This window comes from Acinetobacter towneri (assembly GCF_001758345.1).
GTDB classification, from domain to species: domain Bacteria; phylum Pseudomonadota; class Gammaproteobacteria; order Pseudomonadales; family Moraxellaceae; genus Acinetobacter; species Acinetobacter towneri_A.
In genome coordinates this window covers 36,576-60,698 of sequence record NZ_MKQS01000008.1, presented here as the reverse complement: position 1 = coordinate 60,698, position 24,123 = coordinate 36,576, and the positions used below count along the sequence as shown (strand labels likewise).

The 24,123-nt window shown below is 44.6% G+C and carries 25 protein-coding genes, 8 pseudogenes and 1 other annotated feature; of the genes and pseudogenes, 7 read left to right on the top strand and 26 right to left on the bottom strand.

Annotated elements, in window-relative coordinates:
- From BJN41_RS14750 to BJN41_RS16080, 3 genes and pseudogenes are all read right to left on the bottom strand, one after another.
- The coding region (locus BJN41_RS14750) for a transposase (protein ID WP_141730377.1) at positions 1-210 on the bottom strand (210 nt) is incomplete at its 3' end.
- Between the two features lie 178 nt (positions 211-388).
- Positions 389-1,080: pseudogene (locus BJN41_RS06205) on the bottom strand (IS1595 family transposase).
- Positions 1,081-1,094: 14 nt separating this feature from the next.
- A pseudogene (locus BJN41_RS16080) lies at positions 1,095-1,361 on the bottom strand (phage integrase N-terminal SAM-like domain-containing protein); the annotation flags it as partial.
- A 194-nt stretch (positions 1,362-1,555) separates the two neighbouring features.
- Here BJN41_RS16080 and BJN41_RS06200 point away from each other — a divergent pair.
- The 5 genes from BJN41_RS06200 to BJN41_RS06180 all read left to right on the top strand — a co-directional run bounded on the left by BJN41_RS06200 (position 1,556) and on the right by BJN41_RS06180 (position 3,923).
- Positions 1,556-2,344 (top strand): AraC family transcriptional regulator, encoded by a 789-nt coding sequence (locus tag BJN41_RS06200; protein WP_070154022.1) that lies wholly within the window; start codon positions 1,556-1,558, stop codon positions 2,342-2,344.
- A gap of 21 nt (positions 2,345-2,365) precedes the next feature.
- Complete coding sequence (locus BJN41_RS06195; protein WP_070154020.1) at positions 2,366-2,821, top strand: VOC family protein; 456 nt, start codon at positions 2,366-2,368, stop codon at positions 2,819-2,821.
- A gap of 73 nt (positions 2,822-2,894) precedes the next feature.
- Positions 2,895-3,296, top strand: a complete 402-nt coding sequence (locus BJN41_RS06190; RefSeq protein WP_070154017.1) for a hypothetical protein — start codon at positions 2,895-2,897, stop codon at positions 3,294-3,296.
- 57 nt (positions 3,297-3,353) lie between these two features.
- The gene (locus tag BJN41_RS06185; protein ID WP_070154015.1) at positions 3,354-3,689 is read left to right on the top strand and encodes a hypothetical protein; all 336 of its coding nucleotides are present in this window, start codon (positions 3,354-3,356) and stop codon (positions 3,687-3,689) included.
- 12 nt (positions 3,690-3,701) lie between these two features.
- Positions 3,702-3,923 carry a hypothetical protein gene (locus BJN41_RS06180; RefSeq protein WP_070154013.1) on the top strand — a complete coding sequence of 74 codons (222 nt, stop codon included), beginning with the start codon at positions 3,702-3,704 and terminating at the stop codon, positions 3,921-3,923.
- A 177-nt stretch (positions 3,924-4,100) separates the two neighbouring features.
- Here BJN41_RS06180 and BJN41_RS14740 read toward each other — a convergent pair.
- Positions 4,101-4,311, bottom strand: a pseudogene (locus tag BJN41_RS14740) (hypothetical protein); the annotation flags it as partial.
- A 143-nt stretch (positions 4,312-4,454) separates the two neighbouring features.
- Here BJN41_RS14740 and BJN41_RS06170 point away from each other — a divergent pair.
- Entirely contained in the window at positions 4,455-5,090 is a 636-nt protein-coding gene (locus tag BJN41_RS06170) for a TetR/AcrR family transcriptional regulator (RefSeq protein WP_070154011.1), read from the top strand.
- A gap of 132 nt (positions 5,091-5,222) precedes the next feature.
- On the opposite strand, the gene BJN41_RS06165 is transcribed toward BJN41_RS06170, so the two are convergent.
- The 3 genes and pseudogenes from BJN41_RS06165 to BJN41_RS06155 all read right to left on the bottom strand — a co-directional run.
- On the bottom strand, positions 5,223-5,900 hold the full coding sequence (locus BJN41_RS06165; protein ID WP_070154010.1) for a type 1 glutamine amidotransferase domain-containing protein: 678 nt from the start codon (positions 5,898-5,900) through the stop codon (positions 5,223-5,225).
- A gap of 75 nt (positions 5,901-5,975) precedes the next feature.
- Positions 5,976-6,464 (bottom strand): annotated as a pseudogene (locus tag BJN41_RS06160) (iron-containing alcohol dehydrogenase); the annotation flags it as partial.
- Positions 6,465-6,614: 150 nt separating this feature from the next.
- Positions 6,615-6,854: pseudogene (locus BJN41_RS06155) on the bottom strand (putative quinol monooxygenase); the annotation flags it as partial.
- 50 nt (positions 6,855-6,904) lie between these two features.
- Here BJN41_RS06155 and BJN41_RS15145 point away from each other — a divergent pair.
- Positions 6,905-7,691, top strand: a pseudogene (locus tag BJN41_RS15145) (integrase core domain-containing protein).
- Positions 7,180-7,293, top strand: a sequence feature (AL1L pseudoknot). It overlaps the preceding pseudogene by 114 nt.
- Positions 7,692-7,731: 40 nt before the next feature.
- On the opposite strand, the pseudogene istA reads toward BJN41_RS15145, so the two are convergent.
- The 19 genes and pseudogenes from istA to BJN41_RS06055 all read right to left on the bottom strand — a co-directional run.
- Positions 7,732-8,409: pseudogene (istA, locus tag BJN41_RS06140) on the bottom strand (IS21-like element ISAba8 family transposase); the annotation flags it as partial.
- An 84-nt stretch (positions 8,410-8,493) separates the two neighbouring features.
- Positions 8,494-8,619 (bottom strand): annotated as a pseudogene (locus tag BJN41_RS14725) (IS66 family transposase); the annotation flags it as partial.
- Positions 8,620-8,653: 34 nt separating this feature from the next.
- Entirely contained in the window at positions 8,654-9,088 is a 435-nt protein-coding gene (locus BJN41_RS06135; RefSeq protein WP_005090826.1) for a hypothetical protein, read from the bottom strand.
- 17 nt (positions 9,089-9,105) lie between these two features.
- Positions 9,106-9,468, bottom strand: coding sequence for a hypothetical protein (locus tag BJN41_RS06130; protein WP_227515218.1), 363 nt, complete (start codon positions 9,466-9,468; stop codon positions 9,106-9,108).
- Positions 9,469-9,525: 57 nt separating this feature from the next.
- Positions 9,526-10,758, bottom strand: coding sequence for a beta-ketoacyl-ACP synthase (locus BJN41_RS06125; protein ID WP_070154005.1), 1,233 nt, complete (start codon positions 10,756-10,758; stop codon positions 9,526-9,528).
- Positions 10,758-11,483 (bottom strand): 3-ketoacyl-ACP reductase FabG2, encoded by a 726-nt coding sequence (locus BJN41_RS06120; protein ID WP_070154004.1) that lies wholly within the window; start codon positions 11,481-11,483, stop codon positions 10,758-10,760. The genes BJN41_RS06125 and BJN41_RS06120 overlap by 1 nt, the downstream gene beginning before the upstream one ends.
- Positions 11,480-11,917, bottom strand: a complete 438-nt coding sequence (locus BJN41_RS06115; protein ID WP_070154003.1) for a 3-hydroxylacyl-ACP dehydratase — start codon at positions 11,915-11,917, stop codon at positions 11,480-11,482. Before BJN41_RS06115 ends, BJN41_RS06120 begins: the two co-directional genes overlap by 4 nt.
- Positions 11,914-13,110, bottom strand: a complete 1,197-nt coding sequence (locus BJN41_RS06110; RefSeq protein ID WP_070154002.1) for a beta-ketoacyl-[acyl-carrier-protein] synthase family protein — start codon at positions 13,108-13,110, stop codon at positions 11,914-11,916. The genes BJN41_RS06115 and BJN41_RS06110 overlap by 4 nt, the downstream gene beginning before the upstream one ends.
- Entirely contained in the window at positions 13,103-13,660 is a 558-nt protein-coding gene (locus tag BJN41_RS06105) for a DUF3261 domain-containing protein (RefSeq protein WP_070154001.1), read from the bottom strand. The genes BJN41_RS06110 and BJN41_RS06105 overlap by 8 nt, the downstream gene beginning before the upstream one ends.
- Entirely contained in the window at positions 13,657-14,961 is a 1,305-nt protein-coding gene (locus tag BJN41_RS06100; RefSeq protein WP_070154000.1) for an NAD(P)/FAD-dependent oxidoreductase, read from the bottom strand. Before BJN41_RS06100 ends, BJN41_RS06105 begins: the two co-directional genes overlap by 4 nt.
- Positions 14,962-14,979: 18 nt before the next feature.
- Complete coding sequence (locus BJN41_RS06095) at positions 14,980-17,304, bottom strand: MMPL family transporter (RefSeq protein WP_070153999.1); 2,325 nt, start codon at positions 17,302-17,304, stop codon at positions 14,980-14,982.
- Positions 17,279-17,920 carry a LolA family protein gene (locus BJN41_RS06090; protein ID WP_070153998.1) on the bottom strand — a complete coding sequence of 214 codons (642 nt, stop codon included), beginning with the start codon at positions 17,918-17,920 and terminating at the stop codon, positions 17,279-17,281. Before BJN41_RS06090 ends, BJN41_RS06095 begins: the two co-directional genes overlap by 26 nt.
- A 7-nt stretch (positions 17,921-17,927) precedes the next feature.
- A complete protein-coding gene (locus tag BJN41_RS06085) occupies positions 17,928-18,347 on the bottom strand; it encodes an acyl-CoA thioesterase (protein WP_005090845.1) in 420 nt (139 codons plus the stop codon).
- A 9-nt stretch (positions 18,348-18,356) separates the two neighbouring features.
- A complete protein-coding gene (locus BJN41_RS06080) occupies positions 18,357-19,883 on the bottom strand; it encodes an HAL/PAL/TAL family ammonia-lyase (RefSeq protein WP_141730378.1) in 1,527 nt (508 codons plus the stop codon).
- A gap of 11 nt (positions 19,884-19,894) precedes the next feature.
- Complete coding sequence (locus BJN41_RS06075) at positions 19,895-20,809, bottom strand: acyltransferase (RefSeq protein WP_070153996.1); 915 nt, start codon at positions 20,807-20,809, stop codon at positions 19,895-19,897.
- A 17-nt stretch (positions 20,810-20,826) separates the two neighbouring features.
- Positions 20,827-21,561 carry a glycosyltransferase family 2 protein gene (locus tag BJN41_RS06070; RefSeq protein WP_070153995.1) on the bottom strand — a complete coding sequence of 245 codons (735 nt, stop codon included), beginning with the start codon at positions 21,559-21,561 and terminating at the stop codon, positions 20,827-20,829.
- A 13-nt stretch (positions 21,562-21,574) separates the two neighbouring features.
- Positions 21,575-23,236 (bottom strand): AMP-binding protein, encoded by a 1,662-nt coding sequence (locus BJN41_RS06065; RefSeq protein WP_070153994.1) that lies wholly within the window; start codon positions 23,234-23,236, stop codon positions 21,575-21,577.
- A gap of 79 nt (positions 23,237-23,315) precedes the next feature.
- Entirely contained in the window at positions 23,316-23,870 is a 555-nt protein-coding gene (locus BJN41_RS06060; protein WP_070153993.1) for a septation protein IspZ, read from the bottom strand.
- Complete coding sequence (locus BJN41_RS06055; RefSeq protein WP_070153992.1) at positions 23,867-24,115, bottom strand: acyl carrier protein; 249 nt, start codon at positions 24,113-24,115, stop codon at positions 23,867-23,869. Before BJN41_RS06055 ends, BJN41_RS06060 begins: the two co-directional genes overlap by 4 nt.
- Between the last annotated feature and the right edge of the window lie 8 nt (positions 24,116-24,123).

Below are 24,123 nucleotides of genomic sequence, written 5' to 3'. Positions count from 1 at the left end.
TAGTGGTGAGCGATCATTCTTTGGCTTACCATCAAATAAGCGAATCCATTTGGATACAAGATTTGTATTCAATCCATGTTGCAAAGCGACCGAAGCAATTGAAACGTCAGGTGCTTTACAAGCCTGAACGATCTGCTGTTTAAATTCAGCACTGTATGTTCTTCGTTTTTTCGCTAGAGATGCGATGGATGTCTGATTATTTGTCGTCATAAATTTAAGTCCCCACTTGTTTTTAAGTGGGGACTAAATTAAGGCTTATAGGATGAATTCATAAGGTGTGTTCAGCGGACGCTTACAAACTTGCTTATGGGGTAATCAATTAAAAGACTCCATCAATCTTGGAGAATATTCTCCAGAGCTTGATGATAATGGTATGGGGCTTAGGAAGTTAAAGAGGGTTATTACGGAGTAGTTTCAGCAAATCAAGATATAAATGACCATGCCGATGATTGAAGCGATACTCCATCTATTTAAGATGCAAATAAAACATCTTTTTGTCAATTCCATTGAATTTAATCAGCCGTTTTTTGGCATAGCCCCAAAAGGATTTCATGCCGTTGATATGACGTTCTCCACAAGCAAATTCATTGTCACCATGATTTACTCTTAAGTGCTTTTCAAACCCAATATCGACAAGACCATCATAACCTCTCCATCCATCTGTGTTGATGATTAAATCAAGTTCTAGATGCCCACGAATAATTCCTTGTAGCGTGGCTTTGGAACAATCAGGAACAATTTCTGTATAAACATTTCCATCTCGTTTGAGCAGACCGAATACAATCGTTTTACTTGAAGCACCTCGACCTCGTTTACCTCGAATACGACGAGCATCGAAGTAGGATTCATCCAGTTCAACGATGCCATTGAAGGGAGATATTTTTTCACACTGGACAGCGATCTTTTATGCAATTTTATGTAAATAGTATGGATAGATCGCACAGAAATATTAGTGAGTTTAGCAGTATTAGATGCAGTAAAATCCATGGCAAAAAAGCGAATAATTTGCCTGAATTTTGCTTCTGCGATTCTACAACGGGAATAGCATCTATTTTTGCTTTCATATAAGGAAGTTACCATAATTTTAAATATGCTTAACTTCCTAAGCCCCTATCAATATATGGCAGAGTGATATTTAATACATCGTGGTAAAGAAAGAATAATAGACTGAGTGCTCGTTTGTGGGTTGATTTGCTCACGCCGTTATTACTCACTAAATATGACAGATAACTTTTAATTTGTGTTTCGTTTAAAATACTTGGGTGTTGTTTGTTATGATAAAGGATGTAGCGTTTAATCCATTGGATATAAGCTCGTTCTGTTGATAGGCTTAAATGTCTGTATCGTCCTGTATAAGCGACTTTTTCTAATAGTTTTGGTGGTTGCTTATGCGTTTAATTTTGGATTATCGCAACTTGACAATTATGTTTTTAATCTTTAAGGTATTTGAAATATAACGAGAAAAAATAGGATGTCAAAATAGTTATGTTGCAAATTCATTTTGGTTATTCGGCAAATTTGCCGTATAACTGTAGTTAGGCAGCTTGGCAACCAGATGAGCTTATCTACTCCACCCATTCATATTTCTTTGCCAGCCGCCCCCTTGCGGCCTTATATAAGTCATTACTGGTTAAGCTTCGACAACAGCGATGAAAGCTTCCCTATCGTGCCAGATGGTGCCGTGGACGTCATCGTTGTGGTGGGTGGAGCCACCTCTGAGGTTTACGCTTACGGCACGACCACGATAAGATCGGAAGTCCCGCTCGAGATAGGTAGCCATTACTTGGGGGTTCGCTTCAGGCCAGGACAAAGCCGACATTTCTTGGATGCCAGAACCTCCGAGCTTACGAATGCTGTGCATTCAGCCGATGGAGTGTTCTTACCGGATGTATCCGGGTTGGCCGAGTCGATTTCTGTTGGCTCGTCGTTCAGGCACTTGGATGCCGTTATGTTGCGTCATTTCAAGCGACAACCTCCTCGTCACGCCAGAATCGATGATGTCATCAGGCACATTGAAACAACGCACGGCACACTGAGGGTTTCCGAAGTGGCGAACATGTATTGCAAGAGCCGTCGACAGTTCGAGCGGACGTTTCTTGATGTGGTGGGTCTATCACCCAAGCTGTTCGCACAAATCATCCGCTTTCGGCGCGCCTCTGCGCTGCTTGCTAACTCGAATTTGCCGCTGGCGCAAATTGCCGCCGTCATTGGGTACACAGACCAGAGTCACTTCACACATGAGTTCGCCCGATTCTTCGGGCTGCCTCCCGTACGGGTGCGCGAACATGCCGCATTTTTACAAGACGCGAGCCTTCTCACCGAACACAATGGAGACTCATCTTAAAGTTCGACGAGGAGTCTCCCAATGAAAATCAATAGTCTCTACCCGGTAATCATGACTGAAGATGTGGCGAAATCCAAAGCGTTCTGGACGGCGAATTTTTTCTTTAAGGTCGCGTTCGACTCAGAGTGGTACGTGAGCCTGAAGACGGACCAGCAGCCTGCATTTGAACTAGCTTTTCTTGATCCAGATCACCCGACCGTACCGGAAGCATTCCGTGGCAAATTCAAGGGCGGGCTTATCGTCAATCTCGAAGTTGATGACGTGGATGCCGAGTATGAGCGACTGCGCAAGATCGGGCTTCCAATGCATCTGCCGCTTCGATCGGAGGACTTTGGCCAACGGCACTTCATCACATCTGATCCGAACGGAGTACTTATCGACGTGATCAAGGTCATACCTCCTTCAGCGGATTATGAATCACAGTATGACGAGGAAACACTGGTCACCATAAGCACTAATGCCAGTGACAAGGCATGATCCGCACCCGCCTAACAACCGGTTTCAGCGGACGGCGCTAGCGCGCCGCCGCTGAACCGGAACGTTAGCGCACATGACCCGCTACAGTCTCGCAATTCCTTTAATGTTTCTTGCCGCCTGCCAAGTCTCACAGCCGCGTGCTCCCGCGCTTGACTCCCGTGTCATTCGTCTACTTGAGATCAGCCATGCTTGGATAGATCAGCCGCGTTGCTTCTATGAGCAGATCGGCGAATCGACCAACGAACTTTTTATCTATCTTGACTGTCGATCACCCAACCATCAGCAAGGTACAAATGGCCCTGCAGTCGTGAGACTTGCGGAAGATGGAACTCCCGTTAGGCTGCTCAAGCCTGGTGATGGCTCGCAACATCAGATCGATATTGCGCAGATGTTCCCCACGTCTGCGCAGGAGATGCTTTCATCACGTAACCTGGTTGAACTGCAACAGCGTGTGCAGTCGCTACATGCGCGCTAACAATTCATTCAAGCCGACGCCGCTTCGCGGCGCGGCTTAACTCAGGTGTTAGGCGGCATGCCCGATATCATCGCTACCCTCTACCAGATCTGCGTTCGTTCAAAGCCAGATGACGCGTTCATCCATGAGTTCAACAGCATGGTTTCACTGTGCCATGAAAATGAAATAGGACCACTTATTGATCGACTGGCTGTTCATATAGCCAAAAAAGCTATTAATCAAGATGCCTCTTTTGAAGAACTCGATAAGGCCATAAATAACTTGGCTGGGTATGCCATATCCAAAGACAGGGTTTCAAATGATATGTGGGAAATCTATCTCGTGTTTGACGACGCAGAACTTGGAGATGACGGCTGGCAGCGGTTAGTACCAAACTTGAAGAAAATTATGTGAGTGCCGCAGCCAATGACTTCAGCAATCGTTGTTGGAACCTTAGTTCGAAAAAATCCCAACACTTGGGAACCTAACGCATTCGACTCATGGGGACGAGGACAAGGAGTTGGCGAGGTTGTCGAACCACCATTTGATATTTCTGATCTAGATATGGTTGATGTTATATGGCCATCTGGCCGTTGCTTTGAAAAGATCAGTGGACTATTAGTTGCAGATCAAGAGCATGAGCAATAAACACTCTGCGCGGTCTAACAATTCGTTCAGGCCGTACCGCTACGCAGGTCGGCTTAACTCAGGCGTTAGTATGCAACATGAAAATTAGCTTTATTGATAGAGATTCGACACCTCTAATCAAAATCGGTAATTTCTTCTTTTTCAAGCTCTGTGCCAAATTAAGTCGGAACTAATATATTTGCCTCGTTTCACTGTTGCTGCATATGAATGAGCATCACTCATGCGACCACGCATATAAGGATCGAGTGACAAGTAAATGGTTTTCAATAATATCTCCACCTTGTTTAAGTTCATTGAGCTCAATTTGCTCAATATGAAAATCGCTGTGTTTTGGCTCACCCACTGGCCGTTTAGCTAAAACTATGCGTTGATTAATAACTGTTTTCACACATATAACTCCATGTTTTGTTTAGAAGTATTTCTCTTCACAATCAAAAATTATGATTAAAAATTTCTTTACAACTATTGTAGATGAGTTAAACTAAAATATAATACGACTGGTCTATTTTTTCAATAGAGTAAATAATTAATATGAAGCCTACTCCTATTAAAAAGTCTGAAGCGAAGCGCTTACACATTCTTAACACCAGTTCAGACCTGATTTTGCATAAAGGTTTTACCGGTGTAGGATTACAGGAAATTTTGCAGAGCTGTGAGATCCCTAAAGGCTCGTTTTATCATTATTTCCAATCTAAGGAAGCTTTCGGATGTGAATTGGTACAGCATTATGTAGACAATTACCAAGTCCGTTTAAATGATGTATGGCGTAGCGATAAATCCCCTTATCAAAAGCTGATTGAGTATTTTAATTTATGGATAGAAGACCCTGAAACACAGTGTGGTTGGGCGGATAGCTGTTTAATTGTGAAACTTGCCGCAGAAGTTGCCGATCTATCTGAAGATATGCGCTCCATTATGTCCGCTGGCGTCGATGATGTAATCGAACGTATTGCTGGTTTAATTGATTTGGGTAAACAGGATCGGTCTATCCAAGCAGATACTGAGGCCTCGACTTTGGCACAAGTACTTTACCAAATGTGGTTAGGTGCAGCATTACTGAGTAAGTTGCAAAAAGATAAAACACCATTACATCAAGCGCTGAGAACAACTAAATTTCTATTAAAAAGTGAAGATTCAAATAAAAATACCCTTCCTTCCTGTACATAGAAAAATAAAGGAAGGAAAGCTATTCACTCAGGCCCTTCACCATTAAGTGACGGTTATTTTGCTTGTTGCGCCAGTTGCTCAGAGTCAGAAGTTTATTCACGACTAAGCACCACAACAGGCACTAGCTACTCTTTATTTCAACAATTGAAGTAATGCTGAGGCCGCTGCAGCAGAAGATGCTGGATTTTGTCCAGTAACCAGCAAGCCATCTACTTGAACATATACTTGCCAATCATCTACTTTAGAATAATGACCACCGTTTTCTTTAAGCATGTCTTCAACTAAAAATGGTACAATTTCAGTCAAACCTACAGCGGCTTCCTCAGTATTGGTGAAACCAGTCACTAATTTACCGCTAACTAAAGGCGCTCCATTACTCGCTTTCACATGACGAAGAACACCTGGGGCATGACACACTGCTGCAACAGGTTTGCCAGACTGAATCGCCTGTTCAATCAGAGAAATTGAAATCGGATCTTCTGCTAAATCCCACAATGGGCCATGCCCGCCTGGATAAAACACTGCATCATAATCAGCTACAGAAATTTCGCTCAGTTTATGCGTCTGTGCCAATGCTTGCATTGCAGTTGGATCTGCTTCAAAACGATGAGTGGTTTCAGTTTGAGCATCGGCTAAATTACTTTTCGGATCTAGTGGTGGCTGCCCACCTTGAGGCGACGCCAGCGTAACTTCAGCACCAGAGTCAATAAAGGTGTAATACGGTGCAGCAAGTTCCTCTAGCCAGAAACCTGTTTTCTTACCAGTATTGCCAAGTTGATCATGTGAGGTTAAAACGATTAAAATTTTCATGTTATTTCTCCGATAATTTTCATGATTGAGGAGCATTGTTACAGGGTCAGAGCATGCCATATACGCGCATTTAGCTTAGATGCTCATCTCGAGAATTTGGCGACTGATCTCTAATGAAACATTTTTATGTTCGCCTAGCTGTGTAAGATTGTGTGATTTAAGTTGCGTAATGATGATCTCAATATCTGTCTCCCCCAGTCCATAATCGCTAAGACGGGTCGGCAATCCAAGTTGCTCAAAGAAAGCTCGAGTACGAGCAATAACAGTATCAATACGTTGTTCTTCATCACCTTCGACAATCTGCCAGACTCGAGCTGCATACTGTAGTAATTTTTCTCGCTTCTCTTGACGACGCACTTGTAGATTGGCCGGCAACACAATGGCCAAGGTACGAGCATGATCAATACCATATAAAGCCGTGAGCTCATGTCCAATCAAATGGGTTGACCAATCTTGTGGTACACCAGCTCCAATTAGCCCATTCAGTGCCATGCTAGCAGCCCACATCAAATTCGCACGCGTGTCATAATCTGCTGAATCGTCCAAGATTTTCGGTCCAATCTGTTTTGATATTGACCCATTTAAATGATGAGATTAAGCCAATAAATAAAGTAGCCCAACTTGAATAAAAAACCTCTGACAAACCTCACAGGGTTGAAGTGCTGCCTTTCATTCAAAATTTCAGGCAGCACCCTTATACATTTAAGCGTCGGTTTAAGCTGGTAGTTTACTCGCCAAAACATCTACTTTTTCAATAGACGGTGGCTCTGAAAATAGCTCTTCGGCCTGAGCCATCCACGCAGCTGCAACCTTGCCAGATAAATGCGCTTGGCGACCCGCCTCATCAGGAAATGCATCAAAAATACCAAATGTTGTAGGTCCAAGACGTAGGCCAAACCACGCAACTGTCGCAGGTTCTTCCATTACAATAGGTAAACCGGCTTTAAGGAAAGCTGAACCGTACCGGGTTTGTCGGAGACTCAATATTCTGAGAGACTATTCCGATGAAAAAACCAAACTATCCCCCCGAAATTAGAGACAGAGCGGTTCAATTACTAATTGAATCTGAAAAAGATTATCCTTCTACTTGGGCAGCAATCACAGCTATTGCTCCTAAAATCGGTTGTACTCCTGAAACATTGCGTGTTTGGTATTTAAAGCATATGGATCAACTAAATCCTGCCAAAGTACAACAGATATCTGACCAAGAAAAAATGAAGCAAATGGAACGTGAAATTAAAGAATTAAAGCGTGCCAATGAAATTCTACGCAAAGCAGCCGCTTTTTTCGCCCAGGCGGAGCTCGACCGCCCTCACAAATAATGGTGGATTTTATCCATAATAAAGAGCTGTACGGAGTCGAGGCGATTTGTAGAATTTTACTGATCGCCCCTTCAACCTATTATCGGACTCTAGATCTCTGTGATGAGAAGCATTGCACGATCGAGGCATGCCAAAGAATGTGATTCATCATTCCGATAGAAGTGTTCAATATCTTTCTATTCGCTATACCAATCGTTTTGAAGCAGCAAATTTACGAGCATCAGTCGGTACAACGGGTGATTCATACGATAATGCTTTGGCTGAAACGGTGAATGGCTTATACAAAACAGAGGTGATTGAATATCTAAAAGCAGATTGGCAAGGTTTAGCACATGTACAACTTGCGACACTAAATTGGGTAGATTGGTTCAATAAAGAGCGTGTACATAGTGCACTAGGTTATGTATCGCCTTTTGAGTTTGAAGCAATGTACTATGATAAGGTTAACACGTTAGGTCAGGTGGCCTAACTTAAATAAAAAAGTCTCCGACAAACCCAGTACGGTTCAGTGCACGGTAGGGCTTACATACGCGAGGACGAAAGCTGTATTTCTTGGCGCAGTCGAGCAGTTTGGGATTCCATTTATGCTGCCCCTCCTGATAGGCATCCCGTTCAATCATGATCGTTTTAGCGTTATCAAACAGGATTTCTTGAGGTACTCCTGCAAAGAACTGAAATGCATTTTCTAGACCATCGATCCATGCATCGGTACGTTCATGATCATAAAATTTCACGAAAGTCGCTCTGGAATACCCTAATGTTGCGACAAAGGCTTTTAAAGTCGTGTTGTTGCGTCGAATTGTCGTGAAATCTACCTGCATTTGTTGGCCAGGTTGGGTTTGAAAACGAATGATCGGTTCCGGTTGAGCAACTGGTTTTAATGTTGCAAGATATTCCCTCAAGATCCTGATCTTTCCTGGATATCCCAACCCTAAAATTTCCTGGTAGAGCACAACAGCAGGAATCCATTCAGGATGAGCTGCGTTTACACGTTGGAGTAAATAGGCTTTATATGGGTCAAGGATACTTATTCTAGGCTGTATACGCTGATACTGAGGTGTGGTGTTTTGCCGTAAATATTTACGTACGGTATTTCTGGACACCCCCAGTTCACGAGTAATAGCTTTAATAGATTTACCTTGCTGATGAAGTATTTGGATTGTCACTGCTTGCTCCAAAGTTAACATGTTGAGCAGTCCAAAATGACCGCTATATTAACCAAGGGGGGCAGTTTTTAAATGCCATTAGGGGGTCATTTTTACACTGCCGCTAACAATGGTGACCGGCGCTTGATCGGCATGCAGCACCTGCTGTTGCAGCACCACCTCTTTTAAAGCATTGGCCAAAGGTTCCAGTTCCACACCGCAGCGACCAATCCAGTCAGATAAGGTCTTTCTCTTGTTTCTAGAAAGACCATGCTATCAGACCATATTAGAACTTTACTAAGTCACCTTTTAATGCCACCCCTGCTAATGCCGTACCTTTCGCACATTGGTAAGTCGTGGTGCTACGTGTTTCATTGGACTTATAGAAACTCACCAGATTGGTCACCGCATTGGCGCCTTTGGCTTTGGCTGTATTTTGAAATTGAATCAATGCCGAACGAAGTACATGATCACATGAACTTTCCGCAGATTTGGCAAAACCATTGGTCTTTTTATTGGTCACTAAGCCTTTTTCAATCACCTTACCGCCCGACTTGGTTCCCGCCAAATAAAATTTTACTGAACCATCCAAAACCCCATCAGCAACAGCACGGCTTACAGCTTCTTGGAAATTGAAATCATGCATTTGGTCAGCTGCATGTGCTGATGTAAATGCAGCTAGCCCCAGAATAGCTGTGAAGCCAAATTGCTTAATATTCATAGTAATTGCTCTCTTATTTAATTTAACGTTTTTGAAAGTTGTGTAAATACCGAATTATCTAAACGTGCCTTCCATGCCATCGCATTTTTATGAATTTTATTACCACGTTGATCGAGATTACGGCTACCTGTAATTTGTGAACTGACTTGATTACCTGAGATGAGATAGGTTACTTGTAAATAATGGCTACGACGGGTTAAACCCGCAACTACCTTTGTCTGATCTGCCTGTTCAACTACCCAACCAGTGCGCGCATTTTGCCCAACACCAAGTCGAATATTGTTCACAATATCAGCCGCAGTCGCATATTTTGCTGTCATTAATTGCCGCTGCGGATAATCAGAAATTTTTACAGTACTACAAGCTGTTAATCCCAGCATACTCACTGCTGATAAGATATATAGTGTTTTTTTAAACCCCATTTTTTACCCTCTGTTTCAGTTATGGTCTATATTATTTTTGAAAATTAATGATGTATTAATGCCACCAAAGGCAAAATTATTCGTCATAATAATTTTTGCTGACATCGGGCGAATATCACCACAAATATAATCTAATTCCGCACACGCAGGGTCAATGTTATCTAAGTTTAAAGTTGGCACGAATTGATTACGTTGCATCATTTCAATGCTGAGCCATGCTTCAATTGCACCACATGCACCTAAAGTATGACCAAAATAGCTTTTTAATGAACTGATTGGCTTTTGACCCAATATACGCACAGTTGCTTGTGATTCAGCAATATCACCCTGATCAGTCGAAGTGCCATGTGCATTAACATAATCAATATCCGCAGCAGTAAGCTGTGCATCTTTCAGTGCCAATTGCATACAGCGTCCCATCATCTCAGAATCAGGTCGCGTCACATGCTGACCATCAGTATTGCTACCATAACCGATGATCTCAGCATAAATAGTCGCTCCACGTGCTTGAGCATGTTCATATTCTTCTAAAATCAAACAGCCTGCACCTTCACCAACAACCAAACCATCCCGATTTGCATCAAAGGGACGCGGAGTTTTCTCTGGATGATCATTTTGAACGCTGGTCGCTAACAGTACATCAAACACAGCTGAACCCGCAGCGCTGAGCTCTTCTGCTCCACCTGCAATCATCACAGTTTGCTTGCCGTATTTAATCGCTTCATAAGCTTGTCCAATGGCCATCGAACCGGAAGTACACGCACTTGAGGTCGGCAGCGTTAAACCCTTTAAACCAAAATAAACCGTCATATTGACTGCACTAGTATGAGACATCATACGAATGTAGGTCGTAGCATTGAGTTGGCTCATATTATGCTCAATCAACATCGAGCCAAACTCACGTACGGCATCCACACTGCCCGCAGAGGAACCAAAGGCCACACCTGTATCGCCACTTTTTAAAATATCGGCATGTAGTAAACCTGCATCTTCCAGTGCTTTTTCAGCACATACGGCAGACATTAAAGCAACACGCCCCATGCCACGGGTCACCTTACGGTTAAAATGCTTGGGTACAGTAAAGGATTCCACAGGGCCCGCCAATTTACTGCGTAAATCAGGATAAATTTCCCAGTCAGGCATATAGCGAATACCGCTTTTCCCTTGTGCAAACTGCTCAAAAATTTGCTCTGCGGTTTCCCCCAAAGAGGTAATCCCAGACATGCCTGTCACAACAACACGTTTCATTAGATCAAGCCTCCATTGACTGAAATCACTTGGCGGGTGATATAACTGGCATCATCACTGCATAAAAACTTCACCGCTTTTGCGACTTCTTCCACCTGCCCCATGCGCTGCATCGGGATCATTTTCAGGGCATGTTCTTTGACTTCTTCCGTGACCATTTCGGTTTCAATCAAGCCTGGAGCCACACAGTTCACCGTAATTTTGCGTTTGGCCAATTCCAGTGCCAATGCTTTGGTCGCGCCAATTAAGCCTGCTTTAGCAGCACTATAGTTCACCTGACCACGGTTACCCATAATGCCAGACACCGAAGATAAGGTCACAATACGTCCGCCCTTTTTCAAGCGAATCATCGGCATCATCAAGGGTTTCAGCACATTATAAAAACCGTTCAGAGAGGTCGAGACCACATCATCCCAGTCTTCATCGGTCAGTGCGGGAAAAGCACCATCACGGGTTAATCCTGCATTCAGCACAGCACCGTAAAAAGCGCCATGCTGTGCTATATCTTGCTCTAAAATGGCGGCAATCTTTTCACGCTCATTCACATCGAACATCAGTACATGGCTGGCCTGCCCAAGCGCTTGAATTTTCTGAGCCACTGCTTCGGCCTCAGACTGTCTTGAACGAGCATGGACCGTGACATCAAAGCCTGCCTTTGCCAACTCCAAAGCAATCGCTTTACCTATTCCACGACTCGAACCCGTGACTAAAATTCTTCTGTTCACACTAATTTTCCAATGATTTCATTCATATTTTCAGGCTCAAATACGCTCAACATGGCGCTGAACCGATGTTCTTGATATTCAATTTCACAATTAAACTGCCCCAAACCTTCGTGCAGATAACTTTGTTCTACTCGAATCCGCACGGTTGTACCCAAACTAAAATAGGCACAGGGTAACTGCATTTTACGCGTTCCCAATAAAAAGCCAATTTTCGGTGGCAAGCCCTGAGTTTGTCCTTTATAACCGGCATAGGCACTAATGGTCTGCGCCATCAACTCAATGCTGCTCCATGTGGGCAAGCCTTTTGGCTCACAAAACATCAAATCTGGCGTGATGTGAAGTTCTGCAATAGCAAATTCATCATTGGCTTCAATCAAATGGCTCACGAAAACCATCGGTTTCGCATGCGGAATAAACTGTACTGCATCCATCATGGCAAAGCTGTCCCGAAAATTAAACTGATATTGCTGCCGCCAAAAGCAAAAGAATTACTCATCGCATAGCGAATGGGTGTATTCAAATGCGGTGTAAACACATAGTTTTGCCCAGCCAAAGCATCGTCCAATTCACCTGCATGATGCAGCGGCAACCAAGATTGATCCAATAAAACCTGCTGGCAAATAAAAGCTTCGATTGCACCCGCTGCCCCCAGACAATGCCCCGTTTTATGTTTGGTGCTGCTCAAGGCCACAGCTGCATCAGAGAAAACAGTCTGTACCGCCTTCATTTCCATCGCATCATTTTGCGGTGTGGATGTGCCATGCAAATTTAAATAATCAATATCGCTTGCTTGCAGCTGTGCAGCGCCTAAAGCTTTTTGCATCGCCTCCGCAGCCCCTTTCCCTTCTGGATGTGGTGCTGAAATATGCCATGCATCCATTGACTCGCCGCTCGACAGTAACATCACAGGGGCAGGCGCATTGGACAGTAAAAATAATCCTGCCGCTTCACCAATATTAATGCCGCCACGGTTGGCCCCACAGGGCTGACAAATTCCGTTCGATAAGCTTTCTAAACTATCAAAACCATTTAAGGTCAGCTTGCATAGGGTGTCGACTCCACCCACTAAGACTGCATCAGCCAAATTAGCATTCAGCAGACGTTGCCCCGCAGCCATTGCTTTAGCCGCAGAGGAACAGGCAGTAGAAATGGTATAGGCAGGCCCTTCCCAGCCCAAATACTGTTGTAGGGCTTTCGCTAAACTGCCCATTTCTTGCTTTTGGTGCTGTACAGACTGCGACGCTGGCTGTTGAAACTGCGCTTTTAAAGTAGGCTCATTATCCGCGATGCCTGAGGTTGACGTGCCGATAATCACTGCGAGACGTTGTCTAGGAAACTGTGCAGTATAAGCATGAATCTCGGTTTGAATTTGTGCCAGAGCCGTCAGGGCAAAGCGTAAATTCCGTGAGTCTGCACCGCTCAAGCTTGCAGGAACTGCTTGAAGCAAGGCTTGGTCAGATGCACCGACCCAGACCGAACGCCCCGCGATCAAATCCTCTCGTTGCGACAAAGTATTTTCTGTGTGTGTTAAGGCATGTTGAAGTTCAGCGGCATTTTGTCCCAAAGCCGACAACGCCGCACTGAACTGAATGCCAACAGCTGAAACATGCTGTAGATTTTTAGTCATGATGGTCACCTTGATCATCTTCTAAAGTATTGTTCACCGCGCTGATCACCATCTGATAAGGCACTTGCAAATTATCCAGTTCAATTGCCCCCTCATTTTGCTGAATTTTCAACACGGGCTGTTGCTGCATATAAATGGTATCGGCTTTCTGTACGATCGCATTTTGAGCAGCATGTAACCCAGCAAAATTCGGATAGGTCGCATACAAAATATCGCGCACCACATAATCAAAAGGCAACCGTTTCATTGGATCAATCCGCTGTTCAACGTCTACCTTTTGACCATCAAAGCTGAGCTTGAATAACTGCTGTCCTGTGAGACTAAGCGCCAACATGTCAAGCGACTGTCCCCGTTGCTGTTGGTACAGTAAAAAGCTGAAACTCTGGCTTTTCCACTGCACTTCGATTTGATCTTGACGTTGATAATTTTGCGCAGCCCACTCTGGGGTCGCGAGTCCTTGCGCTTTAGGGATCCAACTTTGACAGGCACTACAGAGCAAAGCACTGGCTAAAACCCAACTGACAGTTTTCAAATGCAGCTTAAGTTTCATCGGTCAGCGACTCTTTCTGAAGTTGTTTGAGTTTGTTCTTCTCGACAATATTCGGCCAAAGTACTCAAACGTTGCTTGGCATTACGATGAATCGGGTTGCTCTCATCCCACGCATAACCTGCCAGTAAAGAAGCAATCATACGGCGGATTTTTTCATCCTGATGAGTGGAGAACACCACATCCTGAAATTCACCTGAATACCATGATTCGACATAGGCACGGAACACTTGAATGCCTTTACGTAGCGGTTTTTCATATTGCTCCATCCAGTCTACCTTCTGACCTTGCAACACTTGCTCGACCAATGGCACAGCTAGACTAGACGATTTTAAGGCAATAGTTACCCCTGAAGAAAAGACAGGATCGAGGAACTCACCGGCATTGCCCAGTAACGCGTAGTTTTCAGATGCCAAATGTTTAACATCGGCAGAGTAGCCCACCAAAGTACGTACAGGAGTATCATGCTTAGCGTGGCGCAATAAATGCGACAAMCTGACATCATCGGCCAAAATACGTTTTTGCAAGGCTTCTAAATCATAATCTGCATTACCGTCATAACCATATCTTTCAAAGAAATCTTGCTCCGCAACGACGCCAAATGAAGACCGCCCATCGGCAAAAGGAATTAGCCAATACCACGCACGATGGTCTTTTTCATGCACGGTAATTAAGATTTTCTCACGGTCAAACTCAGGATCATCCAACAAACCATCTTCAATATGGGTAAAGACCGCACGGCGCACTGGAAAGTCCGATGGACTTTCTAAGTCGAGAAACTTCGGCAAAATTCGGCCAAAACCACTGGCATCCAATAGAAATTTGCCTTGAATTTGGTAGTTGTTGCCTTGCTCACCTTTCACCGTCAAAATCGGTTGTGTAGATGCCACATCGACCGCCAAAACTTCATGACCAAAACGGATATCTGCGCCCATTTTTTCGGCTTGCTGTGCCAAAAGCTGGTCAAAGTTGGCACGTCTTACCTGCCATGTAGTGCCTGGACCTTCGCTAAACTTTTGAGTAAAGTCATAAAAACTGCGCTGCGTACCTCTTAAAAAAGCCGCGCCATTTTTAAACTGAAAGGCATATTCATCGGCATGTGCGCGAACGGTCTCCAACAAACCCGCTTCTTCCAAAAACACCATACACTGCGGCAATAAAGATTCACCAATGGAAAACCTCGGAAAATATTGCTTTTCGATGACCGTGACGTGGTAACCTTTTTGACGCAGCAAAGCTGCAGCCGAGCTGCCTGATGGTCCCGCCCCAATAATTAAAACATCTGTCTGTTGCATGGTGCTCATTGCACTGTACCCTTTGACTCAGCTCTTTGGCTGATATTGTTGAACCACCACATGTTTCGCATCGGAGGATGTAAAAAGTGTGGCATAAATAAATGAAAAAATAACGCCCAGCAACACTGTTAGGCCAAAACTGTGAATGGCATAAGTATGACTAAAGGACAGCAAACCAAAACCAAAGAACGTCGACATCATGCACAGAAACAAAGCCATACCCACCACTTGTGGATGATCATGTCCATGGCGGTAGAAAATAGCATAATCCACCCCAATTCCAATGATCAGGAAGGTACCCATAATGCTGAATAAATTAATCTCGACACCCAGCCATGCTTGAATCGCAAACGTGGTCATTAAGGCCATGCTGACAGGCAACACCAAAGGCAGAATGGATTTTTTGCCATACAGTGCCCCTAAGCCAATGGCTAAAATCAGCAAAGCGCTGAGTAATAGCCACTGTGCCTGCTCACGGTGTTGTTTAAACAATTCAGACAGTTGATGAACGGGGCGTAACAGTTGTACATCCGCATTTTCAAGCTGTTGCACGGCTTTGACGTCATGCACATTTTGCAGCATCACCAAACGTTGTGTCGGACTCATCTGCAAAAAATGCAGAGGATGATCTTTAAAGACCGCTTCGGTCAATAACGGTTGGTCTTTTAAATGCGCTTGCCAGTTTAAAATATCCGCTGCGTTGAGCTGCAACGCTTGCGCATATTCCACTAAAGCCGGCTGAGGAATCGCCTGTAACATTTCAACATTCTTTTTTTGCTGCTCAAGCGATGGAATCCACTGCCCTAAAGCTTGAACAGCATCCAACTTGCCAGCCTGTTGCAAGGACGCAAGCTCTGCCAGTAGTTGCTGTTCGCGCTGCTCCAACTCTGCTGAGCTTCTGCCCCGTACCACAAAGTATTCGCTGCTTTGCTGCTGCATAAAACGAGAACGAATATATTGATCTTCCTGCTTTAAAGTGGCATCCATACTTTGTAAATTACGGATGTCATCATTGCTTTTCAGCAAGGTGAGACTAATACCCGTCACCAGTACAATCAATGCAATCATGCCATAACGTAGCTTGTTGTGGCTCTGCACATAACTACGCGCTTTGCCAATAAAGCCCAGTGCACGTATCGCAGGTTCCGCATTCAGCGCAGGCAAACGTGGCAGCAATAAAATACTGGTCACCCATGCGGCACTCAGTCCAACCATAGAAAAGACTGCAATCTGTTTAAAGCCCGGAAATGGGGTAAAACTAAGCACCACATAGGCCAATAGCGTGGTCATTAACCCCACAAATAGACTTGGCAATAACGGCTTTAGAACAGTAAATCCATCGATCTGTCGGTGCTGAGACTGCATGGCCATGAAGTAAAATGAAAAATCGACACAGACCCCAATCAGACTGGCACCAAAGACCAGTGTCATCAGGTGAATTTCGCCAAAAACCCAATAGGTCACAGCAAAGGCCACCAAGCTGCCTGTGCCGACTGCAACCATTTCCGTCAGCATGGGTCGTATCGAACGGAAGCCAAACCAGACTAGAAGCAAAATCCCGATGGTCGAACCCACTCCAATGGTGGAAATTTCCTCTTTGGCAGAGTTAGTGCCGAACTGTGCAAACAGCAGCGTACCTGTCCAGTGCGGTTTGACCTGCAACTGGTTGAGTTGCTGATTGATATTTTGGATAAATGCAGCGGTCTGCTCTTGGTAGGCAATGTTATAGGGGCTATTATTGAGCTGAAGTACCATCAGGCGCGAGATGCCCTGCTCATCACGAATCGTGGCAAAGCCCTGCTCTAAATTGATATCGGCATTGCTTTGTAGGGCACTTAAACCCACTGCATAACTGGGAAACAGCAGCAAGGGATCTTGCTTGAGCATTTCAGCCGTGATTGGCATGCCCGGACTCATCAGTTGTAATAAGCCCTGCTCTGTCAGTGCGGTATGATCCTGCCCTTGCAAAATCTGCTGATCTGACTTGGATAATAGCCCTGCTTTGTGCTGATACAGTGCTTGGGCAAATTGATCAGGATCAAGCTGCGGACGCACAGGTAAAAACAGCTGACTTTGGTCGGCTTGGGTTTTGAGTACTTGCGTTGCCTGTTCTAATTGCAGATCTGCTTTGGCATCCAACACCACAAAAACTTTGTCATTTAACTGCTGACTCACATATTGCTGTGCTTGTTCCAGATGAGCATCTTGATGGGCTTCAGGCAGCAAAGCAAAAATATTGGTCTCAATCTTGATGCCTTTATTCAGCCAAGCCACGCCCAGTGCCAAAGCAATGACACACAGCACCAACAACCACAGAGCGCTAAATTTATTTTGCCAATTGGAAAAGCGCATTTTCCGCAGCCGTTAAAGTTTGAGGTTGAGCCGTTTGCTGGCTAAAACGAATGATGGTGCGGTTATTGGCTTGTTCCAAAATGGTAATACGGTCCACATAACGCTGACCTTGCGCATCGACTTGGACAAAAAGCTTTTTAAATAGACTGCTTTTCGGCGTTAAGCTGACATTCCACTGCGTTGGGCTGTAATTGGCAGACACCACATTAAAGTTTTTAGCGAGCGCCGCTTCATTGCCCGACATCAACTGTAAAAACATCGTCGCTACAGAGCCATAAGGAGTCTTATCGACTTCAATTTGACTGGACGTGCGCTGCGTCTTTTGTACCAGCTTACGCGCTGTCACCACCAAATCGGCCTTGACTGGACTTTGAATCTGCCACAGCACGCCTTGGTTTTTGCTGAACAGCACAGTACCTTGGGACACATAGGTTTTATTCAATGCTGCCAGTTTTTTCTGCTGCTCAAATTGGGCACGCACCACAGGCGTTGCGCCAAGCTGAGCAAATACCTGCTTCAATTCAGTATTTTGTGCATTCGCTGTGGGAGCAAGCGAAGTTATCACACTGGCTGTACACGCAACGAAAATCATCGTGGAGAATTTGTATCGAATCATGCTTGCATTACTCCGCCTTAAACTCAGGCCATGCATTTAAACAATCCAACAACACCTGTGGGGATTGAAAACACATTTCACGCTTTTCAATATGAACTGCCACTTGCGAAGTAAAGCCCTTGGTCAACTTTCTACCCGAGACTGCATCAAAAATCAGATATTCAATTTTCAAGCGATTTTCCCACTCTTTCAAAACAGCGCGCACACGAATTTTCTGTTCAAATTCGATGCCTTGTACATAGCGCACATAGCTTTCAATGACAGGCCATGCATAACCCGAGTCGCGCATTTGGTTATAGTTATAGTGAAATTGATCTAACAGTTTGCAACGTGCAATTTCAAAATATTTTAAATAATGCCCATGCCACACCACATGCATGGTGTCGACGTCATGAAAAGGCACTTCAATAATTACGTCAGCATACATGCTCATTTCCTATAAATATTGAACAGCAATGCTGTCTAACAGTTCTAAATGATCAAAACGATTGACCAGCGTTTGAAGCTCTTGTTGCAAAGGACGATCTTCCGCTACGTAGGTGAAGCTCTGAAGCACCCAGTATTGAAACGCTCTTAAAACAGGGCTGAGTTCTTTATCTACACCTTTAAGTTTAACTGCTTGAACTGCTGCACAACTGAGTGCTGCAATCACTTGTTCGGTCAGAGTAATGACACGGCTAGCATCACGTGCGGCAATGGTGCCCATACTGACTTTGTCTTGATTATGACATTCGGTTGAACGTGAGAAAATCGACGCAGCGAGTGTCTGTTTCAAGGCTTCTGCCGTCCATGCCGAAACCCCGATTTGCACTGCTTTAAAGCCATGATTCAGCGGTAACCGCTCAGGACTTGAACCAGTTAAATTACGCGGTAAACCATTGTTCATTTTATAGTCCACCAACTGCGCCAATTGACGATCCATCAGGTCAGCAATATTCGCAATCATGATTTTTAGACTATCCATGGCTTGGGCAATATGTCCGCCATAGAAATGCCCACCATGCAGTACCCGCAGGTTGACTGGGTCAATTAATGGATTGTCATTGCTYGAGTTCAGCTCATTTTCAATAAACTGACGCAGCCACTGTTTAGAGTCTTCAAACACCCCGATCACATGCGGTGCACAGCGCAATGAATAACGGTCTTGCAAGCGTGAACTTTGGTGTTCGGTTTGTACTTCACTGTTTAACCAGTCGCGTAACTGCGCTGCAATATGTTGCTGTCCCGGATGTGGTTTTTGTGCAAACAGGACTTCATCAAAATGACTTGGATTACCCTCTAAAGCCAAAACATTCAATGCAGTAATTAAAGTACTGGCAAAAGAAATCTGTTCGGCTTTTTTATAATTCAGGCAGGCAATCGCAGTCATAACCGCTGTACCATTCATCAGGGCCAAACCTTCTTTAGGACGCATCACCAAAGGCTGCAAGCCTTTTTCGGCATACACTTTTGCAATCGGCACGATCTGGCCTTGATAGTACACATCGCGCTCACCGACCAATGCCCCAGCGATATAAGACAAAGGGGTCAAGTCACCACTGGCACCGACCGAACCCTCAGATGGAATCACCGGAATCACATCTTCATTCAGCATCCAGACCAACCGTTGCAACAAGGCATGCGAGACACCCGAATAGCCGCGTGCCAAAGAACATAAACGCACCACCACGACAGCACGTGCGGTAATTAAGTCTAAGTTTTGGCCCATGCCGCAGCCATGAAAACGCGACAAATGCAGCGGCAGCTCATGCACTTGGTGGGCTGGAATTCCGACTAAGCACGAGTCTCCATAACCCGTGGTCACGCCATAAATGACGCCTTCGTCTTGCAACAGCTGATCGAGGAAATCTGCACCGCGTTGAATCAATGCTGTCCATTCAGCAGAGGTAGGCAATACCACCTGTTTTTCTTTACGCGCTACAGCCACAACATCTTCAATACTGAGCGGAGTTTCCCCAACCATTAACACAAGACTTATCCTTTATTCCAAAAATTATAAAAATTAAACCATTGATAGGGCGCTCGTATGCAATGCTGTTCCAACAGTTGCACATACTGTCTTGTGGTCTGTTGCATGGCCTGTAAACGCTCTTTACGCGGCCAGTTCAACTGCTCCGCCACTTGATGAATATGCACTTCAAAATGTGTATCAACTCGATAGCAAAACACTGCCAACACAGGAGCTTTCAATAAGCTAGCCAAGATCCAAGCGCCTTGCGGCCACAGCGCTTGCTCTCCTAAAAAAGCAACCGATTGTACACGATCTGACTGCACGGGTACGCGGTCTGCTGCCACAATCACCCATTCACCTTGATCCAACTTATCCTGTAAAATCATTGCTGTTTCAATTCCCAACTCATCCACCGAAACCAAATTAACATCGGCATGTTCATTCAGTTTTTTTAAAAATGCATTGAACTTGGTAGCATGTTTTTGATAAACCAACACATTAATTTTCTGCGGATGCTCTGCTTTGACGGCGTGCAGCAATTCAATATTGCCAAAGTGTGACACCACTATCACCACACCTTTTTGATAGTGCGAACGAAAGTGCGCATGACCATGCAGCTTTAAGTTCTGCTCAGGAATGTGCCCGAGCCAGCCCTCAATTTTATCTAAAATACATTCGCCAAATTGCATCAAATGCGTATAGCTGTGCCACAGCTGCGGCTCAGCCTGAAACGGCGACTGCGCACCTGCAAAATGATGCAATTTTTTTAAGTACAACAGTGAAGCCTGACGCGCAGTATTGGAAAAGAGCCAGTACCATAAAATCACAAAGTATAAGATGACTCGGCACAGCCAACGCCCACCCAAACGGTAGAAACCCAGCATCAGCATTAGCGGTAACATCCCGCCCCGTTCTTTCACGGCGCTCCATTTCTGCATATATTTCTCTGACCGCCTTAACCTTTGACTTTCTGATAAATCAGTTTGGGGAACCGCAGCAGCATGCCACCCAACAAGCGGCTGTGCGCGCGCGCCATGCCCAAATTGTCACGCCACACATCAAAATGTGAAATACCACCTTCAGGATAAATCACATGCGTGGGCAGATTAATAAACGGCACATTGTCCCATTTCAAACGCACTAAAATTTCCGAGTCAAAGCCCATCCGCGGTTGAAACTTGGCAGTGTTTAGAATGTTCACTGTCTGCGCTAGAGGATAGACACGAAAGCCACACATGCTGTCTTTAATCTCAAAAGACAGACTGTTAATCCACACCCAAATATGCGTTGCATAACGGCCATAGAGACGTTTTTTGGGAACAGTCGCATCAAAGATCGGCTGACCAATAATCATGGCTTCGGGGTGCTGGATAGAGGTGTCTAAAAAGCGTTGCACATCCTGCCAGTCATGTTGTCCATCGGCATCGAGTTGCAAGGCATGGCTATAACCGCATTGAAAGGCATGCTTGAGCCCCGTGATCACCGCCTGCCCTTTCCCTTGATTGTGGGTATGTTCAACCAAATCGACCCTTGGATAGTCCTGCGTAAGCTGATGTAATACCGCCGTACAATCGGCATCACTGCCATCATTCACCATAATGATGGGTAACTCAAAAGCGCTTAAATGTGACAGTAACGCAGCCAAATAATGTGGATGGTTATACACAGGAATCACAAAGCAGTGTTTCATTTTTTCTCTCGGCTTAAACGTCTGAAGGGATAGCAAACAGCAAACGTCCTGATGCCAATATTTTGTCATGATTTTTCAGCTCAAAACTGACCTTATGCGCTTTACGGCTGAGCACCAGTTCCACCGTATGATAGGGTTGGATCAGTCCTTGAAATTTTAATTGCTCAAAACCATTGCACCACAGTAAATCCACCCAATTTTGTTTGGCAAAATGCTGGATAAAACCAATTTGCCCTACGCCCGGATAAATCGGAAAGTTCGGAAAATGCCCTTTAAAGCATTCCAGCTCAGGCACAAACTCCAAAGCATAACTGATCTGCATATCCTGAGACTGCTGTGTCAATACCACAGGCAAGGTCATCGGCAGAAAGAGTGATTTTAAATACTGTTTATTCAGCTTCGATTGTGCATTTTGTGGCATTTGCGTTAAGAACCGCCACTGCCGCGGAATCGCGATACTTTCCAGCTTCTGTTGTAATTGTTTTTTCAGCTGTGCGGTAAAGGCAGCTTTGCCCTTTTCGATAAGCAGCACCCTTGCATCCACTGTCAGCACCGCTACCACCGCCAAAATCTGACGCTGTTCTTTTTCATGAATTAAAACATGGCACTGCTGTATTTCTGCCAACTCAGCGATTTTCACTTCAATCGCATCGAGACTTAACCGCTTTTCTTCGAGTTTGACAATACGGTCCAAACGCCCCAATAGTTGGAATGGACTTTTGGGATTATTTGCATCCACGACCTGCACTTTATCTCCAGTCAAAATCCAATCCATGCTAAAGGCATGATTGGTTTTAACGGCTAACTCTTGTTGCTCGGCGCAGTTAATTTCGACATTGGCAAAGGGAGTCCATAGCGCATCATCTGCCTGACGGTGAGCAATCCCGCCTGTTTCAGAACTACCAAACACTTCGGTAATGGGACGGTTTAGCAAAGGACGCACGCCTGCATCCAACTTTCCACCAGAGGAATAGACCCGATGGCAGTCTTGCAACACTACATCTGTGGTCCAGCGCTTCAACAATGCAGGACTTGAAATCAGGTAATTGGGCAGTTGCAAATGGGCAATTTTCTTTTGAAGATCAACCACATCTTCAGGGAAAGCCAATTGTTTCTGATAGAAACTGCGTCCACTGGCTAAAGGCCACAACAACTTAAACAGCAAACCATAAATATGTTGATGGCTCACCGTAGAAATCGCGATAGCCTGCTCAGGCAAATCAAAACTGGCTTCTAAACCACAGACTTCATTGAACAATTGTTGCAAGGTGCGCGGAATCTTTTTCGGCTGCCCTGTTGAGCCCGAAGTATAAAAATACAGCTGTGCCTGATTGAGAAAGGTAGCATCAAATTGAAGCTCAAAAGTTGGCGTGGCTGTCGACGGCAAACGTTGTAAAAAATAAATCTGCTGTTCAGCCAATTCTTTTTCTAAGTCACTGACCCGATGCGGCGGCAACAGCACTTGCTTACCTGCTTGTAAGGATGCAAACAACAATACTAAAAACTCATAACTGTCTTCTTGCCAAAGCGCCCATACTGGCTGTTCCAACTGCTGAATTTGCGTAGCCTGTAAAGCTACATCCAACCAAAAAGTGTGAAAGGAAACGAAACTTAAGTCCGTCTGAATACACAAGGGACGCGAAGAATGGAGATGCTGCTGAAAATGACAAGACATATAATTTGTTTTTAAAAACCGTATTTCTAATCGCTATAGTTCGAGGCCACTATTTTAAGTTAACCTGACGGAGATGCTGTTATTTCTGAACTTGATGCAGTCGCCGCTGACGTTTGCGCAACACAAATTCACCCAGTAACAACCCACCCATCAAGACATAAGAGATCAAACCGTTATACAGCACCCAAATCTTCATCGGTGCAAAGAAAACAGTGATCAGGGCAATGACCGCATTGATGCAAAAAAAACCACACCAAACTTTGGTCACTTGACGTGTCCATTCTACTCCTTCTTCGGGCAGATTAGGCTCTGCCAAACGCGCAAAACGTTCAATCATTGAAGGCGGTCGAATCAAGGTGCTGGCAAAAATAGACAGTGCCCCAAGACTCATAAAGACAGGATAGAGTTTAAGCCATGCATGATCTTTTAAAATCAAACTCAGCCCGCCACATAAAATGGCAAAACCCGTCAATGGCCACAGCAAGGCATTGCCCTTACTCAATAGACGCAGGATGCCCAGTGCAATCAATACCGCACTGACCCAGACATACTGTCCATGCGCGAAAGCATAAGCCACAAAAAAAGGATAGAGGATCAATCCGACCCCTGCCACCCCTTTTAAGATGTTGTTCATGCAACTGACATATTCTGAATGACGACCACCACATCTTGAACGGTACGCACATTTTTAAAGTCTTCAGGATTGACTTGTTTGCCTGTCAGTTCTTTAATTTTTACGACCAAATCAATGGCATCTATACTATCAACATCGAGGTCTGAAGCTAGGTTTGACTCTAATTGCACATCTTCAGGCGCAATTTCAAACAGCTCTTCCATCCATTCACGTAATTTTTCTAACACGGTTTCTTGTGCAAGCATAGCAACCT

Excerpts from the sequence above, each read along its gene's own strand:
- BJN41_RS06200 (WP_070154022.1), top strand. The coding sequence starts at position 1,556 with ATGAGCTTATCTACTCCACCCATTCATATTTCTTTGCCAGCCGCCCCC.
- BJN41_RS06195 (WP_070154020.1), top strand. The coding sequence starts at position 2,366 with ATGAAAATCAATAGTCTCTACCCGGTAATCATGACTGAAGATGTGGCG.
- BJN41_RS06190 (WP_070154017.1), top strand. The coding sequence starts at position 2,895 with ATGACCCGCTACAGTCTCGCAATTCCTTTAATGTTTCTTGCCGCCTGC.
- BJN41_RS06185 (WP_070154015.1), top strand. The coding sequence starts at position 3,354 with ATGCCCGATATCATCGCTACCCTCTACCAGATCTGCGTTCGTTCAAAG.
- BJN41_RS06180 (WP_070154013.1), top strand. The coding sequence starts at position 3,702 with ATGACTTCAGCAATCGTTGTTGGAACCTTAGTTCGAAAAAATCCCAAC.
- BJN41_RS06170 (WP_070154011.1), top strand. The coding sequence starts at position 4,455 with ATGAAGCCTACTCCTATTAAAAAGTCTGAAGCGAAGCGCTTACACATT.
- BJN41_RS06165 (WP_070154010.1), bottom strand. The coding sequence starts at position 5,900 with ATGAAAATTTTAATCGTTTTAACCTCACATGATCAACTTGGCAATACT.
- BJN41_RS06135 (WP_005090826.1), bottom strand. The coding sequence starts at position 9,088 with ATGAATATTAAGCAATTTGGCTTCACAGCTATTCTGGGGCTAGCTGCA.
- BJN41_RS06130 (WP_227515218.1), bottom strand. The coding sequence starts at position 9,468 with ATGCTGGGATTAACAGCTTGTAGTACTGTAAAAATTTCTGATTATCCG.
- BJN41_RS06125 (WP_070154005.1), bottom strand. The coding sequence starts at position 10,758 with ATGAAACGTGTTGTTGTGACAGGCATGTCTGGGATTACCTCTTTGGGG.
- BJN41_RS06115 (WP_070154003.1), bottom strand. The coding sequence starts at position 11,917 with ATGATGGATGCAGTACAGTTTATTCCGCATGCGAAACCGATGGTTTTC.
- BJN41_RS06110 (WP_070154002.1), bottom strand. The coding sequence starts at position 13,110 with ATGACTAAAAATCTACAGCATGTTTCAGCTGTTGGCATTCAGTTCAGT.
- BJN41_RS06105 (WP_070154001.1), bottom strand. The coding sequence starts at position 13,660 with ATGAAACTTAAGCTGCATTTGAAAACTGTCAGTTGGGTTTTAGCCAGT.
- BJN41_RS06095 (WP_070153999.1), bottom strand. The coding sequence starts at position 17,304 with ATGCGCTTTTCCAATTGGCAAAATAAATTTAGCGCTCTGTGGTTGTTG.
- BJN41_RS06090 (WP_070153998.1), bottom strand. The coding sequence starts at position 17,920 with ATGATTCGATACAAATTCTCCACGATGATTTTCGTTGCGTGTACAGCC.
- BJN41_RS06085 (WP_005090845.1), bottom strand. The coding sequence starts at position 18,347 with ATGTATGCTGACGTAATTATTGAAGTGCCTTTTCATGACGTCGACACC.
- BJN41_RS06075 (WP_070153996.1), bottom strand. The coding sequence starts at position 20,809 with ATGCAGAAATGGAGCGCCGTGAAAGAACGGGGCGGGATGTTACCGCTA.
- BJN41_RS06070 (WP_070153995.1), bottom strand. The coding sequence starts at position 21,561 with ATGAAACACTGCTTTGTGATTCCTGTGTATAACCATCCACATTATTTG.
- BJN41_RS06065 (WP_070153994.1), bottom strand. The coding sequence starts at position 23,236 with ATGTCTTGTCATTTTCAGCAGCATCTCCATTCTTCGCGTCCCTTGTGT.
- BJN41_RS06060 (WP_070153993.1), bottom strand. The coding sequence starts at position 23,870 with ATGAACAACATCTTAAAAGGGGTGGCAGGGGTCGGATTGATCCTCTAT.
- BJN41_RS06055 (WP_070153992.1), bottom strand. The coding sequence starts at position 24,115 with ATGCTTGCACAAGAAACCGTGTTAGAAAAATTACGTGAATGGATGGAA.